Below are 15,513 nucleotides of genomic sequence, written 5' to 3' on the forward strand. Positions count from 1 at the left end.
AAAACCCCGCCCGGGCGGCGCTGTCACATGGGATATCTATAATCAGCCCACCTTCACGCCTATTTCACGAGCCGCATGGATCAATTACTGGCCGCGGTGGACCTGGGGTCCAACAGCTTTCGCCTCTCCATCGGGCGCATCGTCCAGCAGGACGGCACCCCGCAGATCTACCAGATCGACCGCCTCAAGGAAACCGTGCGCCTGGCCGCCGGGCTGGACGCCAACAAGCGTCTGAGCGACGAAGCCATCGACCGTGCGATATTGGTGCTGGAACGCTTCGGCGACCGCCTGCGCAGCTTCCATCCCAACCGGGTGCGGGCCGTGGCCACCAATACCTTCCGCGTGGCGCGCAATACCTCCGACTTCCTGCCGCGCGCCGAAAAGGCGCTGGGATTCCCCATCGAAGTGATCGCCGGCCGCGAAGAGGCCCGCCTGATCTACACCGGCGTGATCCACACGCTGCCGCCCTCGCCCAACAAGCGCCTGGTGATCGACATCGGCGGCGGCTCCACCGAGGTCATCATCGGCAAGGGGCTGGAACCCGGTCTGATGTCCTCGCTCTATATGGGCTGCGTGAGCTACAGCCGCCAGTTCTTTCCCGACGGCGTGGTGGACGCGCACCAGATGAAGCTGGCCGAGCTGGCGGCGCGCCGGGAAATCGAGGTGATCGCCAAGCAGTACCGCAAGATGGGCTGGAAAGAAGCCTACGGCTCTTCGGGCACGGCCAAGGCGCTGTTCGCCATTCTCACCGAATGCCGGTTTTCCGACCGCGGCATCACCCGCGCCGGCATGGCCAAGCTGAAAGACCGCATCATCCGCTCGGGGCGGGTCATTCCTTCGGAGCTGCCCGGCATCAAGATCGAGCGGGCCGACGTGCTGCCCGGCGGGCTGGCGATCATGAGCGCGCTCTTCGACGAGCTGGGCATCGACGTGATGCACACGGGCGACGGGGCGCTGCGCCTGGGCGTGCTGTACGACCTGCTGGGCCGGGACGACGAGCACGACAAGCGCGACGAATCGGTGCGGCAGTTCATGAAGCGCTATCACATCGACGTGATCCAGGCGCGCCGCGTGCGGCACGCCGCGCTCACGCTGTTCGACGCCATGATGCCCGAGGGCTCCGAGCGCGCCGAGCTGCACGCCGCGCTGGGCTGGGCGGCCGATTTGCACGAAGTGGGGCTTTCGATCGCCCATAACGCCTATCACAAGCACACGGCCTACGTGCTGGAGAACGCCGACATGCCCGGCTTCTCCCGCGCCGACCAGCAACTGCTGGCCATGCTGGCGCTCGCCCACCAGGGCAAGCTGGGCAAGCTGGAAAACCTGGTGCGCACGCAGGGCCAATGGGTGGCCATCCTGAGCCTGAGGCTGGCCGTGCTGCTGTTCCGCCGGCGCGAAGAAATCGAGCCGCTGCCGCTGTCGGCATCGGTGCGCAACCGCTCTATCGTGGTGCGGGTGGACCGCCAATGGCTGAGCGAGCACCCGCTTACCGACTTCACCCTGCGCGCCGAGGAGGCGGAGTGGTCGAAGGTGGGTTTCTCGTTCGAGCTGCTGGAGTTCTGACGCCTCGCCCGCCGGACGCGCGCATTCGTTCAAAAAGGCAGGAAGTCCGCCTGGCGCTGCAACCGGCGCAATTCCAGGCGCACGGGCCGCGTCGCCCGCCGTATCAATCTGATCTTTACACGACGGAGCAGGCGGCGCATGGCAGGGTCTAGCGCGAGTTCGGAGTGACGGCGGGCAGGCCGAAATGGCGCCGGTAGCGCTCGTCCATGCCGTCCATGCGGAGCAGCACGGGGAAGTCGGCGGCGTTGAAGTCCGGGTCCCAGGCGGGCTCGCCGCACACCGTGGCGCCCAGCTTGAGATAGCCCTTGATCAGCGGCGGCACCCGCGCCGGCAGGGTGCTGTTGAGCTTTTCCACCGGATAGCGGTGCAGCGGCTTGACGCAGGGCTCGCCGACGCGGGGCAGCTGGGGCAGCACGGTGCGCCAGACCTCGGCGGCGGTGACGCCGTCGTCGCGCAGGCTGACGCTGGCGCAGCCCAGCACGTACTGGTAGCCGCCGCGCCGCAGGTATTCGGCCAGCCCCGACCACAGCAACATGATGACCGCGCCGTTGCGGTGATCGGCATGGGTGCACGAGCGCCCCACTTCCACCAGTTCGTCGCGGATGGCGCCCAGGCCGGAAAGGTCGAATTCCGACTGCGAGTAGTAGCCGCCCGCCTCGCGGGCCTTTTCCGGGGTGAGAATGCGGTAGGTGCCCACCACCCGGCCGGTATCGAGTTCGCGCACCATCAGGTGCTCGCAGAAAGGGTCGAAACGGTCGCGCTCGATGCCGTCGTGGGCATCGGGGAAAACCGCCCCCATGTCCTCGGTGAAGACTTCGTAGCGCAGACGCTGGATCTGTTCGATCTCGTCGGCGGTGCGCGCCAGCCCGACGACCAGAACCCGTGAGGCGTGGTCCGCCCACCGTTCTGCCGAGTTGCGGTCCGGATTGGTGCGTGCTAATTCCAGCATTGCGCGATGCTCCTAGAGTGTCCGGCCAGTGTGGACGCCCTGTATGTCAATGACTTGACCAATATGTTACGTGACTATGAAGTGTAGTTCGGACGAACCCAGGGGCCTGACAGCCATCCCGACAAAACATTACAAAGCGCGACAGAACAGTGCGGATTCCTGTGCAAAGGCCATTCGCCGTCGCCGGCGAATGGCCTTCGGTCATGCGCGGCGCGGCGGGTTCATCCCAGGCTGGCGGCCAGGCGTTCGGCCGACGAAACGGCCAGGGCCTCGTCCTCGGCCTCGACCATGACGCGCAGCTTGGGCTCGGTGCCCGAAGCGCGGATGAGGATGCGGCCGCGCCCGCCCAGCTCCGCCTCCACGGCCTCGCGCGCCGCCGCCAGGCCCGGGTGCGTTTTCCAGTCCAGGCCGGGCGCGAGCGGCACGTTGATCATTTTCTGCGGATACATGCGCAGGTCGCTCACCCAGTCGGCCAGCGTGGCGTCGTTGCGGCGCAGGGCCGTGAGCACCTGCAGGGCGGCGATGATGCCGTCGCCGGTGGTGTGGCAGTCCAGGCACAGCAGGTGCCCGGAGCTTTCGCCGCCGTACAGCCAGCCGCGCGCCTGCATCTGCTCCAGCACGTAGCGATCGCCCACGTTGGCCCGGGCAAAGCCCACGCCCAGGCGCTCCAGCGCGCGCTCGAAGCCGAAGTTGGTCATCAGCGTGCCGACCACGCCCTCGACCGTGCCGCGCTGCATGCGCTCGCGCAGGATGGCGTAGAGCAGTTCGTCGCCGTTGTAGATGCGGCCGTCGCCGTCGACCATCTGCAGCCGGTCGGCGTCGCCGTCCAGGGCGATGCCGAGCTGGGCGCCGCGCGCCTTCACTTCCCTGGCGAGCTGGTCGGGGTGCAGCGCGCCCACGCCCTTGTTGATGTTGAAGCCATCGGGGTGCACGCCGATGGCGTGCACGTCGGCGCCCAGCTCGCGGAACACGTGGGGGGCGATGTTGTAGGCCGCGCCGTGGGCGGCGTCCACCACGATGCTCAGGCCGTTCAGGTCGAGATCGTTGGGGAAGGTGCTCTTGCAGAACTCAATGTAGCGGCCCTGCGCGTCGTTCATGCGGCGCGCGCGCCCCAGCCCCTCGGAACTCACGCAGCCCAGCTCTTCGTCGAGCGCGGCCTCGATCTCGGCTTCGAGCTCGTCGGGCAGCTTCATGCCCTGCGCCGAGAAGAACTTGATGCCGTTGTCCTGGTAGGGGTTGTGCGAGGCGCTGATGACGATGCCGGCCACCAGGCGCAGCGCGCGCGTCAGGTAGGCCACGGCCGGGGTGGGAACGGGGCCGGCCAGCACCACGTCCACGCCCGCGGCCGACAGCCCGGCTTCCAGCGCCGACTCGAGCATGTAGCCGGAGATGCGGGTGTCCTTGCCGATGACCACCTGCGGCCGGCCGGCGCCGCGCGCCTTGTCCTTGTAGCTGCGGGCCAGCACCTTGCCTGCCGCGTAGCCCAGCCGCAGCGCGAAGGCCGCGTTGATCACCGGGCCGCCCACTTCGCCGCGCACGCCGTCGGTGCCGAAATACTTGCGTTCACTCATGGATTGATTGCTCCTTGTTCGGCCGCCTGCCAGACCTTGAGCGCGTCCACCGTGGCGGCCACATCGTGCACCCGCACGATCGAGGCGCCGCGGGCCACGCAGGCCAGGGCGGCGGCAATGCTGCCCGGCAGCCGGTCGCCCACGGGCCTGCCGGTGGCCTGGCCTATCATGGTCTTGCGCGACAGGCCGATCAGCAGCGGATAGCCGGCGCTGCGCAGGCTGGACAGCCGGCGCAGCAACTGGAAATTCTGGTCGGCGGTCTTGCCGAAGCCGAAGCCGGGGTCGAGCACGATGCGGCGCGGGTCCACCCACGCGGCGCGCAGCTTTTGCGCCCGCGATCCCAGGAACAGGCCGATCTCGCCGATGACGTCGCTGTACTCCGGCGGCTCGGCCTGCATGGTGCGGGGCTCGCCTTTCATGTGCATCACGCACAGGCCGCAGCGCGACTGGGCCACCGCCTCGATGGCTCCGGGCTGGCGAAAGCCGTAGATGTCATTGATCATGTCGGCGCCGGCGTCCAGCGTGGCGCGCATGACCTCGGGTTTGAAGGTGTCGATGGACAGGGGCACGCCGCAGTCGCGCAGGGCCTCCACCACCGGCAGCAGGCGGGCCAGCTCGTCCTGCGCCGAAACCGGCTCGGCACCGGGCCGGGTGGATTCGCCGCCCAGGTCGAGTATGTGAGCCCCTTCGTCGATCAGGCGGCGCGCATGCGCCACCGCGGCGTCCGGGTCGTTGTGCCTGCCGCCGTCGGAAAAGGAATCCGGCGTGACGTTGACGATGCCCATGACCAGCGGGCGCTCGAGGTCGAACTCGAAGCGCCCGCACAGGAAGTTATTCGCCATGACTCAGGACGGCGGGCCTCAGACGGCGGCGGCCGTGTTGCCGCCGGCAGCCAGCCCGGTGGGCGGCGTATCGGACGTGTCGGATGGGCCTTGCGGCGTCTTGGGAGGACGCGGCGGACGGCCGGCGATGATGTCGTCGATCTGGTCGGCGTCGATGGTTTCCCATTCGAGCAGCGCGGCGGTCATGGCCTCGACCTTGTCTCGGTTGTCTTCCAGGATCTTGCGCGCCACGGCGTACTGCTCGTCGATGATGCGGCGGATCTCGGAGTCCACCTTCTGCATGGTGGCTTCGGACACGTGCGTGGTCTTGGTGACGCTGCGTCCCAGGAACACCTCGCCTTCGTTCTCGGCGTACACCATGGGGCCCAGCTCGTCGGTCATGCCATAGCGCGTGACGATGTCGCGCGCGATGGACGTGGCCCGCTCGAAGTCGTTGGAGGCGCCGGTGGTCATCTGGTTCATGAAGATTTCTTCGGCGATGCGTCCGCCAAAGAGCACGGCGATGGTCGACAGCAGGCGGGTCTTGTCCATGCTGTAGCGGTCCGTCTCGGGCAGCTGCATGGTCACGCCCAGCGCGCGGCCGCGCGGGATGATGGTGACCTTGTGCACCGGGTCGGTCTTGGGCAGCATGCGCGCCACGATGGCGTGGCCGGACTCGTGGTAGGCGGTGTTCTTGCGCTCTTCCTCGGGCATCACGATGGAGCGGCGTTCCGCGCCCATGATGATCTTGTCCTTGGCCTTCTCGAAGTCGGACATGTCGACGGTGCGGCCATTGCGGCGTGCGGCGAACAGCGCCGCCTCGTTCACGAGGTTGGCCAGGTCGGCGCCGGAGAAGCCGGGCGTGCCGCGGGCCAGGATGGTGGCGTCCACGTTGGGCGACAGCGGCACTTTGCGCATGTGCACCTTGAGGATCTGCTCGCGGCCGCGGATGTCGGGCAGCGGCACCACGACCTGGCGGTCGAAGCGGCCCGGGCGCAGCAGCGCCGGGTCGAGTACGTCGGGGCGGTTGGTGGCGGCGATGACGATGACGCCCTGGCCGGACTCGAAGCCGTCCATCTCGACCAGCATCTGGTTCAGGGTCTGTTCGCGCTCGTCGTTGCCGCCGCCCAGGCCGGCGCCACGCTGGCGGCCGACCGCGTCGATTTCATCGATGAAGATGATGCAGGGCGCGTGCTTCTTGGCGTTCTCGAACATGTCGCGCACGCGGGCCGCGCCCACGCCCACGAACATTTCCACGAAATCGGAGCCGGAAATGCTGAAGAACGGCACTTTGGCCTCGCCGGCGATGGCCTTGGCCAGCAGCGTCTTGCCGGTGCCGGGCGAGCCCACCATCAGCACGCCGCGCGGAATGCGGCCGCCGAGCTTCTGGAACTTGCTGGGGTCGCGCAGAAAATCGACCAGTTCCTGCACGTCTTCCTTGGCTTCGTCGCAGCCGGCGACGTCGGCGAAGGTGACCTGGTTGGTGTTCTCGTCGAGCATGCGGGCGCGCGACTTGCCGAAGCTGAATGCGCCGCCCCGGCCGCCCCCCTGCATCTGCCTCATGAAGAATACCCATACCCCGATCAACAGCAGCATCGGGAACCAGGAAACGAAGATGCTCATGAGCAGCGACTGCTCTTCGCGAGGCTTGCCGGACACCTGCACGCCATACTTGAGCAGATCGGAAACCATCCACAGGTCGCCAGGCGAGGTCAGGGTGTACGGACGGCCGGCATCGGGGGTGACATACAGCACGTCGCCCTGCACGTCCACCTTGCGGATGCGGCCAGCCTTGGCGTCATCCATGAACTGGGTGTACGTGACGCCGTCCTGCGTCTGGGTGCGTCCGTCGAACTGCTTGAAGACGGTGAACAGCACCAGGGCTATCACCATCCAGACAGCGACTTTGGAAAAAGAGTTGTTCAAGGTCGATCTCCTGCTTTCGATTCCGACCGGCGACCGCCACCCGCGTATGGCACAGTCACAAGTATGTCAATGACCCATTCTACCCTGTCAGACCAAATTGCGTCCCGGCAGCTTGGGCGTCTGTAAGTTACTTCTGATTCTCGGTTTTTCCAGTCTGTGGTCTCGCAAGCCGGCGCAGCGCCGGAAGGGATCGGGCGCCGAGGGCGCTGCGCTCCCGGCGGACACTATTTCAGATCGCGCGCCACCAGGAAGGTTTCCGAGGATTTGTCCCGCGAGGCCTTCGGCTTGCGCTCGACCACCCGCTTGAAGCGCTGCTTGTAGGACTGCACGATCTGCGAAAAGCCGCTGCCGTGGAAGGCCTTGACGATCAGCGCCCCGTTGGGCTTGAGGTGGGCGCACGCGAATTCCAGGGCCAGCTCGCAAACGTGCTGGATGCGCGCGGAGTCGGCGGAGCCCACTCCGGACAGATTGGGGGCCATGTCCGAAATTACAAGGTCTACCGCCTGCGCCCCGACCCGTTCTTCTAGTTGTTTCAAAATGTCATCTTCGCGGAAGTCGCCCTGGATGAATTCGACGCCCGCCACGGGCTCCATGGGCAGGATGTCCAGGGCGATGATGCGCCCGTCCACCACTCCGCCGGGGCCGGCCAGCCGCTCGCGCGCCACCTGCGACCAGCTGCCCGGCGCGGACCCCAGGTCCACCACCAGGTCGCCGCGACGCATGAGCTTTTCGGCGTCCAGGATCTCGATCAGCTTGAAGGCCGCGCGGGCCCGGTAGCCCTTCTGTTGCGCGAGCTTCACATAGGGGTCGTTGATGTGCTGGTGAATCCAGTCTTTGGAGAATTTCTTTTTGGCCATTACCGTACAATTCCACGCATGCCTATATTAGAACTCACCTCTCGTGAGCGCAGCGACCTGCGGTCGGCCGCTCACGCCTTGCGCCCCGTCGTCCTGATCGGCGACAACGGCCTGACCGAAGCGGTCATGAAAGAAATCGACCGCGCCCTCGCCTCGCACGGCCTGATCAAGGTCCGCGCGGGCGGCGAAGACCGCGAGGCGCGCGAGGCCATGCTGTCCTCGATCTGCGACGCGCTGTCCTGCGCGCCGGTGCATCACCTGGGCAAGACGCTCATTCTCTTCCGCCCTCTGCCGGGCAACCTGGCCTCGGCCAGCCTGGCCGGCGGCGAGCCCGAGCGCCCGGCCAAGCGGCGCGCCTCCGAGCCGCACACCCCCAAGAAGATGGCCGCCGAGGGCAAGACCCTGTCCAAGCGCCCTCGCCGCGCCGAGCCGCGCGACGCCGCCGAGCCCGCGGCGCGCGTACCCCGCAGCGCCCTCAACAAGGCCGGCAAGCCCATGCGCCCCAGCACCCGCAAGGTTGCCGGCAGCGCGCACGGCATTCCGCGCCGCACCGGAAGCGCGCTCAGCCTGCGCGCCGGCGCCCGCAGCGGCACCAGCCGCCGTTCCATCAAGAAGTAATCGTCACACGCCAGCGCCCCGCCCGGGCGCCAGGCACAAAAACGGGCGCTTTACGCGCCCGGCCCACCATGCGGTCCGCGGTTGCTCTGGGACGGCTTGCCGTCGAAACCCGGCTCCGGCGATGGTGTTTTGCTTGCTGTTACTGCGGATGGCGCGGCTTCAGATGTAGCGCACGCTCAGGACTTCATACTCGCGCACGCCGGCCGGGGCCTTGACCTCGACGACGTCGCCTTCGCTCTTGCCGATCAGCGCGCGGGCCACGGGGCTCGACACGGAGATCAGGTTCGACTTGATGTCGGCTTCCACGTCGCCCACGATCTGGTAGGTGACGCGGTCGCCCGAATCGAGGTCTTCGATGTCGACGGTGGCGCCGAACACGGCGCGGCCGTCGGCGTCCAGGGCCGCGGGGTCGATCAGATGCGCGTTGGAAAGCGTGCCTTCGAGTTCAGCGATGCGTCCCTCGATAAACGCCTGGCGTTCGCGAGCGGCGTCGTATTCGGCGTTTTCCGACAGATCGCCCTGGGCACGGGCTTCGGCGATGGCGTTGATAACGGCAGGACGTTCCACGGTTTTCAGCCGCTGGAGCTCTTCTTTCAAGCGCTCGGCCCCGCGCACGGTCAAAGGTATGGCAGACATGTCGTTTCCCAAACAAAAGTAGAAAACGCCCCCTAGGGAGCGTTCCCGGTGAAGGTCGCCGTGGACGCCCGGCCGGCCGCGCGAGGCGGAGGCGTGAGCAACCGGACGGAAGATCGGGGCGGGCTGTGCCGAACCCGATGGGGTCCGACAGGCCCGCTCTGATCGCCCGCCGGAATCTCGCGGCGCAAACTGCGACCAAAACAAAACCCCGGCTCGGGTCGGAACCGGGGCAATCAAGTGCCTATTGTGGGCAAACTCGGCGGGAATTGCAAGCCGCCGGAGAAAACGTCGTTTTCGGCGCATTTCCCGGCGGTAAACCGCGAAAACACGCCGTTTCGCAACAGCGGGGCGGCCAGGCCCCGGCCGCGGCTAGCGCCGCTGGCGCAGCAGGGCGTACAGGATGATGGCTCCGAAGGTGGCCGTGCCGATGCCGCCCAGCGTGAAACTGCCCAGTTTGACGGTGAAGTCGCCCGCGCCCAGCACCAGGGTGACGGCCGCCACGATGAGATTGCGGTTGTCGCTGAAATCGACCTGGTTCACCACCCAGATGCGGGCGCCGGCCACGGCGATGAGGCCGAAGACCACCACCGACATGCCGCCCAGCACCGGCTGGGGAATGGTCTGGATGAGCGCCCCGAACTTGGGCGAAAAGCCCAGCGCGACGGCGATCAGCGCGGCCACCACGAAGACCAGCGTGGAATAGATGCGGGTGACGGCCATGACGCCGATGTTCTCGGCGTAGGTGGTGACGCCGGTGCCGCCCACCGCGCCCGAGACCATGGTGGCCACGCCGTCGCCCACGAAGGCGCGGCCCAGGTAGCGGTCGAGATCCTGGCCGGTCATGGCGCTGACCGCCTTCACGTGGCCCAGGTTCTCGGCCACCAGGATGATGGCCACGGGCACGATCAGGCCCATGGCCTCGGCCTTGAACACCGGGGCCGCGAATTGCGGCAGGCCGAACCAGGCCGCCGAAGCCACGCCGGAGAAGTCCATGGGCTGGCCCAGGCCCAGGCCGTTGGCGCAGGCGGCGTAGATCACGCAGGCCAGCACCAGGCCCACCAGGATGAGCAGGCGCTGCAGCATGCCCCGGGTGTAGACGGCGATGCCGCCCACGCACAGCACGGTGACCACGGCCATGGCGGTGTCGAAGCCGGATTTGCCCATGGCGCTCTTGGCGGCGATGGGCGCGAGGTTCAGGCCGATGACGGCGACCACGGCGCCGGTCACCACCGGCGGCATCAGGGTTTCGATCCATTGCGCGCCCCCGCCCGCCCGGGCGTTGACGAACCACACGACCGCGCCGATCAGCGTGTAGGCCAGGCCGCAGGCGATGATGGCGCCCAGCGCCACGCCGATGTTGGGGTTGGCTCCGCTGCCGGCGTAGCCGGTGACCGCGATCACGCCGCCGATGAAGGCAAAGCTCGACCCCAGGTAGCTGGGCACGCGCCCGCCCACGAAGAGGAAGAAGATCAGCGTGCCGATGCCCGACATCAGGATGGCGACGTTGGGATCGAAACCCATGAGCAGGGGCGCCAGCACCGTGGAGCCGAACATGGCGACCACGTGCTGCGCGCCCATGGCGATGTTCTTGGGCCAGCTCAGCCTTTCGTCGGGCGCGATGATGACGCCGGGCTCGGCGTCGTCGGCCAGGCGCCAGCGCGGGAAATAGGAATTGGACATGGATTCCCCAGGAGGAATGCGTTGAATGGGCGGGCGCAAGTGTAATGGGTGTAATGGCGGCCGGGAAGGCGCGGCAACGCTTAAGTTCCCGCCGGACCCGCCGTATTCTGGGATGTAACGAATTCGCCTCAGGGAGCCATCTTGGCCATCGATTCCATCAGCGGCAATGCCCGGACCGCCCTCTACGACCTCTGGGCCCAGAAGATCCAGGCCGAGAAAGACGCCAAGCGCGGCAGCCAGGACGAGGGCGGTTCCCAGGAAACGGTCGCGGTTTCCGCAACGGGCGCCCTGCGGGTGAACGCCAAGGGCGCGGGCGGCGGCCCGAGCGTGGGCGGCGCGCAGGAAACCTCCTCCAGCGACAACGAAGACGAATACACGCGCCAGATCAAGGAGTTGCAGCGCCAGCTCAAGCGCATCCAGCAGCAGATCGCCAAGGTGCAGTCCAGCGGGCTGCCGGCCGAGCAGAAGGCGCAGCAGATCCAGGCGCTGAATGCGCAGGCCGTCCAGATCATGGGCCAGATCCAGAAGATCATGGCCATGCAGGCCAAGGCCGCGGCGGCCGCCGCCGGCGGCGGAATCTCGGCCACGGCCTAGCCCGGTGATGGCCCGTATCAAAATTTGTGATTGGACGGCCTGGCAATAGGCCGTTACCGTCTCCGGACAATTCAAACACTACGGAGACAAACCATGCTTGCGATGCGCACTGCCCTTGCGGGGGCGCTGCTGGCGGCCTGCGCGCCCGCCCTGGCCGGCACCGTCACGGTCATTACCTCCTTCCCCAAGGATCTCACCCAGGCCTACAAGACGGCCTTCGAGAAGACCAACCCCGACATCAAGCTGGAAATCCTCAACAAGAACACGGTGTCGGGAATCGCCTACGTGCGCGAGACGCCGGCGGGCCAGCGGCCGGAAGTGTTCTGGGCCAGCGCGCCCGACGCCTTCGAAGTGCTGGGCCGCGACAAGCTGCTGGCCAACGCTTCCAGCCTGGCCAACAAGGACGTGCCCGACAAGATCGGCAGCTATCCCGTCAACGACCCCGGCGGCATGTACCTGGGGCAGGCGCTGGCGGGCTACGGCATCATGTACAACACGCGCTACATCAAGGCGCACAAGCTGCCCGCCCCCCGGCAATGGAAAGACCTGCTGGCATCCGAATGGTTCGGCCACGTGGGCACCACCTCGCCGTCGCGCTCGGGCACCATGCACCTCACGGTGGAAACCATCCTGCAGGGCGAGGGCTGGGACGAGGGCTGGCGCACGCTGCTGCGCATGTCGGGCAACGCCAGCGCCATCACGGAGCGCTCTTTCGGCGTGCCCGACGGCGTGAACAACGGCCAGTTCGGCGCGGGGCCGGTGATCGACTTCTTCGGCCTGTCGAGCAAGTATTCCAAGTTTCCCGTCGATTTCGTGTACCCCGAGGAAACCGCCATCGTGCCGGCCAACATCGCCCTGATCGACGGCGCGAAGAACACCGAGGAAGGCAAGAAGTTCATCGCGTTCACGCTCAGCAAGGCCGGCCAGGAGCTGCTGCTGGAGCCCAGGATCTCGCGCCTGCCCGTGCTGCCGTATTCGCAATTGGCCGGCAAGATTCCGGAGGGCTATCCCGATCCGTCCGAGATCGCCAGGCGCAGCAAGGTGCATTTCGACGCCGAGCTCTCGCAGTCGCGCTATTACGTGGTGCAGTCGCTCTATGACCAGACCGTCACGTTCCGCCTGAAAGAGCTGCAGACGGCCACCAAGGCCATCTACGACGCCGAGGCCAGGCTCGGCGAAAAGGCCCGCTCCGGCAAGGCCGCCGAGCTGCTCGAGCGCGCGCGCAAGCTGGCCTGGACCCCGCTGATCGACGGCAAGCAGGCCGCCGACCCGCAGTTCCTCGCGATCTTCGGCGGCAATAAGAAAGACGCTGCCGTGAACCAGAAGATCACGCAGCTCGAAGGCGAATGGAACGGCAAGGCCAAGGCCAACTACGAGGAAGCCGCCAGGCTCGCCCGCGAGGCCATGTCGCTGTAGGCCGCACCCCGCCGCGCGGGGCCCGCGGCCGGTCCGCCGCGCCCCGCGCTTTTCCTGACACGCATTACGGGAATCTCGATGAATCATTCGGGCTATTCGCGCCTGTCCGCCGGCCCCGTGCTGACGGCGCTGCTGGTGTTCGGCTTTCTGCTGCTGTTCCTGGCGGTGCCGGTCGGCACCGTGTTCTACAGCGCTTTCGTCAACGCGGACGGCAGCCTGACCACGGGCCATTTCGGCGCCTTCTTCAACCAGCCCCTGATGCGCGAAGCGTTCTTCAACAGCCTGTACGTGGCGGGCTGGTCGGCGCTGCTGGCCTCGCTCATCGCCGTGCCGCTGGCATACTTCACCGTGCGCTTCGACTTCCGCGGCGCGCTGCTGATCCAGACCCTGGGCGTGCTGCCGCTCATCATGCCGCCCTTCGTGGGCGCGGTGGCCATGCAGCTCCTGTTCGGCCGCTCGGGCAGCGTGAACCTGCTGCTGGACGACGGGTTCGGCATCACCGTGCCTTTCATGGAAGGGCTCAACGGCGTCATCTTCGTCGAAGTGCTGCACTATTTCCCGTTCATCCTCATGAACCTGGTGGTGGCGCTGCGCAACATCGACGGCTCCATGGAGGAAGCGGCCTTCAACCTGGGCTCGCGCGGCTTCCGGCTGTTCTACCGCGTCATCTTCCCGCTCGCGCTGCCCGGCTACATCGCCGGCGCCTCGCTGGTGTTCGTGAAAGTGTTCGACGACCTGGGCACGCCGCTGGTGCTGGGCATCACCAACATGCTGGCGCCGCAGGCCTACCTGCGCATCACCCAGGTCGGGCTGGAAGATCCGCTGGGCTATGTGATCAGCGTCATCATGATCGGCTTTTCGATCCTGGCGCTCTGGCTGTCGGCCCGGGTGCTCAAGGGACGCGACTATTCCACGCTGCAAAAGGGCGGCAATTCCATCCAGAAGCGCCGCCTGCGGCCCGTCGAAAGCGTGCTGGCCTATGCCTGGATCATCCTGGTGCTGCTGCTGGTGCTCTCGCCCCACCTGGGCGTGCTGCTGCTTTCGCTGGCCAGCGTCTGGAGCTACGCGCCGCTGCCCGACGGCTACACGCTGGCCCACTACGCGGCGGTGTTTTCCGAATCGCGCGGCATGATCGCCAACACGCTGCTCTACTGCGGCCTGGCGGCCGGCCTGGACGTGGCGCTGGGCACGGCCATCGCCTACCTGATGCTGCGCACCCGCCTGCCCGCGCGCCAATGGCTGGACTTCATGGCCTCGGCGGCGCTGGCGATTCCCGGCATCGTGCTGGCCATCGGCTACCTGCGCACCTTCCGCGGCGTGGAACTGCCGGGCGCCGGCACGCTGCTGACCTCGTCGTGGATCATCATCATGCTCGCCTATTCCGTGCGGCGCCTGCCCTACGCGCTGCGTTCCTGCGTGGCCGCGCTGCAGCAGATCAACGTGTCGCTCGAAGAAGCCGCGCAATCGGTGGGCGCCACGCGCCTGTCCACCATCCGGCGCGTGGTGGTGCCGCTGATGGCGGGCGGCATGCTGGCGGGGTTCGTCACCAGCTTCGTCACGGCGGCCGTGGAGCTGTCGGCCACCATCATGCTGGTTACCCGGGATAGCCAGGCTCCCATGAGCTATGGCATTTATCTGTACATGCAGAGCGCGGCCGGCCGCGGCCCCGGCGCCGCGCTGGGCGTGCTGGCCGTGGCCGCGGTGGCCGTCGGCACCTACGTATCGCACCTGCTGGTGGAGCGCGCGCAGGCGCGCCAGCGCCCAGCCCGCAACGAAGAGGAAAGCGCATGAAGAAGGTCAGCGTCGAGTGCCGGAATATCCGGCTGTCCTATGGCAAGACGGAAGTGCTCAAGGACGTGAACATCAGCATCGAGCCGGGAGAGTTCTTCGCCCTGCTGGGGCCGTCCGGATCGGGCAAGTCCACCCTGCTGCGCCTGATCGCGGGCTTCAACCGGCACACGCACGGCCAACTGCTGGTCGACGGCAAGGACATCAGCGGCACGCCGCCCTGGAACCGCAACATCGGCATGGTGTTCCAGAACTATGCGCTCTGGCCGCACATGACGGTCTGGGACAACGTGGCGTTCGGACTGGTCGAGCGGCGCCTGCCGCGCAACGAGATCCGCAGCCGTGTCGAGGCCGCGCTCGAACTGGTGGGGCTGGGCCAGTACGGCAAGCGCCGCCCCAACCAGTTGTCGGGCGGGCAGCAGCAGCGCGTGGCGCTGGCGCGCACCATCGTGATCGAGCCGCAGGTGCTGCTGCTGGACGAGCCGCTGTCGAACCTGGACAAGAAGCTGCGCGTGCAGATGCGCCAGGACCTGCTCAGCCTGCAGCGCCGCCTGGGCATCACCACCATTTTCGTCACGCACGACCAGGAAGAAGCCATGACCACCGCCGACCGCATGGCGGTGCTGGACCACGGCGTGGTGCAGCAGATCGGCACGCCCAGCACCCTGTTCGACTATCCTGTCAACCGCTTCGTGGCCAATTTCGTGGGCACCATGAACGTGCTGGAAGGCGACGTGCGCGAGCGCCGCAGCAGCAGCCTGGTGCTGGCCGTGGACGGCGTGGGCGACCTGCACCTGCCGCTGACCGGCGAAGCGCCGGCCGGCGCGCGCCTGGCCGCGAGCTTCCGGCCGCACACCGTGCAGATCGAAATGGCCGACGGGCTGGGCGACGCGCGCTACGTGTGGCTGCCCGGCGTGGTGGCCAGCAGCGAGTTCCTGGGCGAGTTCACGCGCTACCAGGTGCAGGTGGGCGAGCAGCGGCTCACGGCCGACCAGTCGCATCTGGCCGGTCTGTCGCCCTTCCCCGTGGGCGCGCCGGTATCGGTCGGACTGGAGCCGACCCAGGTGCGCCTGCTGGCGGCCTGAGCCGCGCGG

At 67.3% G+C, this 15,513-nt stretch carries 13 protein-coding genes; 6 read left to right on the plus strand and 7 right to left on the minus strand.

From position 1 onward, the window contains the following. Window positions 1-75: 75 nt before the first annotated feature. Window positions 76-1,563 carry an exopolyphosphatase gene (ppx, locus tag NGJ44_RS07955; protein ID WP_053244122.1) on the plus strand — a complete coding sequence of 496 codons (1,488 nt, stop codon included), beginning with the start codon at window positions 76-78 and terminating at the stop codon, window positions 1,561-1,563. Between the two features lie 148 nt (window positions 1,564-1,711). Here the strand turns inward: ppx and NGJ44_RS07960 are convergent, their stop codons facing one another. The 5 genes from NGJ44_RS07960 to NGJ44_RS07980 form a co-directional block, all read right to left on the minus strand. After that, entirely contained in the window at window positions 1,712-2,512 is an 801-nt protein-coding gene (locus NGJ44_RS07960) for a GNAT family N-acetyltransferase (RefSeq protein ID WP_053244123.1), read from the minus strand. A gap of 221 nt (window positions 2,513-2,733) precedes the next feature. Next, window positions 2,734-4,083 carry a phosphoglucosamine mutase gene (glmM, locus tag NGJ44_RS07965; protein ID WP_251863610.1) on the minus strand — a complete coding sequence of 450 codons (1,350 nt, stop codon included), beginning with the start codon at window positions 4,081-4,083 and terminating at the stop codon, window positions 2,734-2,736. Beyond that, complete coding sequence (gene folP / locus NGJ44_RS07970; RefSeq protein ID WP_053244124.1) at window positions 4,080-4,925, minus strand: dihydropteroate synthase; 846 nt, start codon at window positions 4,923-4,925, stop codon at window positions 4,080-4,082. Before folP ends, glmM begins: the two co-directional genes overlap by 4 nt. A gap of 18 nt (window positions 4,926-4,943) precedes the next feature. Continuing rightward, window positions 4,944-6,830: an ATP-dependent zinc metalloprotease FtsH gene (gene ftsH, locus NGJ44_RS07975; protein ID WP_053244125.1), complete on the minus strand. Its 1,887-nt coding sequence runs from the start codon at window positions 6,828-6,830 to the stop codon at window positions 4,944-4,946. A gap of 224 nt (window positions 6,831-7,054) precedes the next feature. Beyond that, window positions 7,055-7,687, minus strand: coding sequence for an RlmE family RNA methyltransferase (locus NGJ44_RS07980; RefSeq protein ID WP_053244126.1), 633 nt, complete (start codon window positions 7,685-7,687; stop codon window positions 7,055-7,057). A gap of 18 nt (window positions 7,688-7,705) precedes the next feature. Here NGJ44_RS07980 and NGJ44_RS07985 point away from each other — a divergent pair, with 18 nt between their 5' ends. Continuing rightward, window positions 7,706-8,305 carry a YhbY family RNA-binding protein gene (locus tag NGJ44_RS07985; RefSeq protein WP_251863611.1) on the plus strand — a complete coding sequence of 200 codons (600 nt, stop codon included), beginning with the start codon at window positions 7,706-7,708 and terminating at the stop codon, window positions 8,303-8,305. 159 nt (window positions 8,306-8,464) lie between these two features. Here the strand turns inward: NGJ44_RS07985 and greA are convergent, their stop codons facing one another. Together greA and NGJ44_RS07995 are read right to left on the minus strand one after the other, a co-directional pair. Further along, the gene (gene greA / locus NGJ44_RS07990) at window positions 8,465-8,941 is read right to left on the minus strand and encodes a transcription elongation factor GreA (protein ID WP_053244127.1); all 477 of its coding nucleotides are present in this window, start codon (window positions 8,939-8,941) and stop codon (window positions 8,465-8,467) included. Window positions 8,942-9,310: 369 nt separating this feature from the next. Beyond that, complete coding sequence (locus NGJ44_RS07995; RefSeq protein WP_251863612.1) at window positions 9,311-10,621, minus strand: solute carrier family 23 protein; 1,311 nt, start codon at window positions 10,619-10,621, stop codon at window positions 9,311-9,313. A gap of 141 nt (window positions 10,622-10,762) precedes the next feature. Here NGJ44_RS07995 and NGJ44_RS08000 point away from each other — a divergent pair, with 141 nt between their 5' ends. The 4 genes from NGJ44_RS08000 to NGJ44_RS08015 all read left to right on the plus strand — a co-directional run bounded on the left by NGJ44_RS08000 (window position 10,763) and on the right by NGJ44_RS08015 (window position 15,504). Beyond that, window positions 10,763-11,215 (plus strand): FlxA-like family protein, encoded by a 453-nt coding sequence (locus NGJ44_RS08000; protein WP_053244129.1) that lies wholly within the window; start codon window positions 10,763-10,765, stop codon window positions 11,213-11,215. Window positions 11,216-11,308: 93 nt separating this feature from the next. Then, entirely contained in the window at window positions 11,309-12,631 is a 1,323-nt protein-coding gene (locus NGJ44_RS08005; protein WP_251863613.1) for an ABC transporter substrate-binding protein, read from the plus strand. Window positions 12,632-12,709: 78 nt separating this feature from the next. Further along, window positions 12,710-14,422 (plus strand): ABC transporter permease, encoded by a 1,713-nt coding sequence (locus NGJ44_RS08010; RefSeq protein WP_251863614.1) that lies wholly within the window; start codon window positions 12,710-12,712, stop codon window positions 14,420-14,422. Beyond that, window positions 14,419-15,504 carry an ABC transporter ATP-binding protein gene (locus NGJ44_RS08015; protein WP_251863615.1) on the plus strand — a complete coding sequence of 362 codons (1,086 nt, stop codon included), beginning with the start codon at window positions 14,419-14,421 and terminating at the stop codon, window positions 15,502-15,504. The genes NGJ44_RS08010 and NGJ44_RS08015 overlap by 4 nt, the downstream gene beginning before the upstream one ends. Window positions 15,505-15,513 lie beyond the last annotated feature (9 nt).

The organism is Achromobacter sp. Marseille-Q4962 (assembly GCF_943737005.1).
Lineage (GTDB): Bacteria > Pseudomonadota > Gammaproteobacteria > Burkholderiales > Burkholderiaceae_B > Achromobacter.

Bases quoted from the DNA above. Each gene is read 5' to 3' on its own strand.
- NGJ44_RS08010 (WP_251863614.1), top strand. From the start codon at position 12,710: ATGAATCATTCGGGCTATTCGCGCCTGTCCGCCGGCCCCGTGCTGACG.
- NGJ44_RS07985 (WP_251863611.1), top strand. From the start codon at position 7,706: ATGCCTATATTAGAACTCACCTCTCGTGAGCGCAGCGACCTGCGGTCG.
- glmM (WP_251863610.1), bottom strand. From the start codon at position 4,083: ATGAGTGAACGCAAGTATTTCGGCACCGACGGCGTGCGCGGCGAAGTG.
- NGJ44_RS08005 (WP_251863613.1), top strand. From the start codon at position 11,309: ATGCTTGCGATGCGCACTGCCCTTGCGGGGGCGCTGCTGGCGGCCTGC.
- NGJ44_RS07995 (WP_251863612.1), bottom strand. From the start codon at position 10,621: ATGTCCAATTCCTATTTCCCGCGCTGGCGCCTGGCCGACGACGCCGAG.
- NGJ44_RS08015 (WP_251863615.1), top strand. From the start codon at position 14,419: ATGAAGAAGGTCAGCGTCGAGTGCCGGAATATCCGGCTGTCCTATGGC.
- NGJ44_RS07960 (WP_053244123.1), bottom strand. From the start codon at position 2,512: ATGCTGGAATTAGCACGCACCAATCCGGACCGCAACTCGGCAGAACGG.
- folP (WP_053244124.1), bottom strand. From the start codon at position 4,925: ATGGCGAATAACTTCCTGTGCGGGCGCTTCGAGTTCGACCTCGAGCGC.
- ppx (WP_053244122.1), top strand. From the start codon at position 76: ATGGATCAATTACTGGCCGCGGTGGACCTGGGGTCCAACAGCTTTCGC.
- greA (WP_053244127.1), bottom strand. From the start codon at position 8,941: ATGTCTGCCATACCTTTGACCGTGCGCGGGGCCGAGCGCTTGAAAGAA.
- NGJ44_RS07980 (WP_053244126.1), bottom strand. From the start codon at position 7,687: ATGGCCAAAAAGAAATTCTCCAAAGACTGGATTCACCAGCACATCAAC.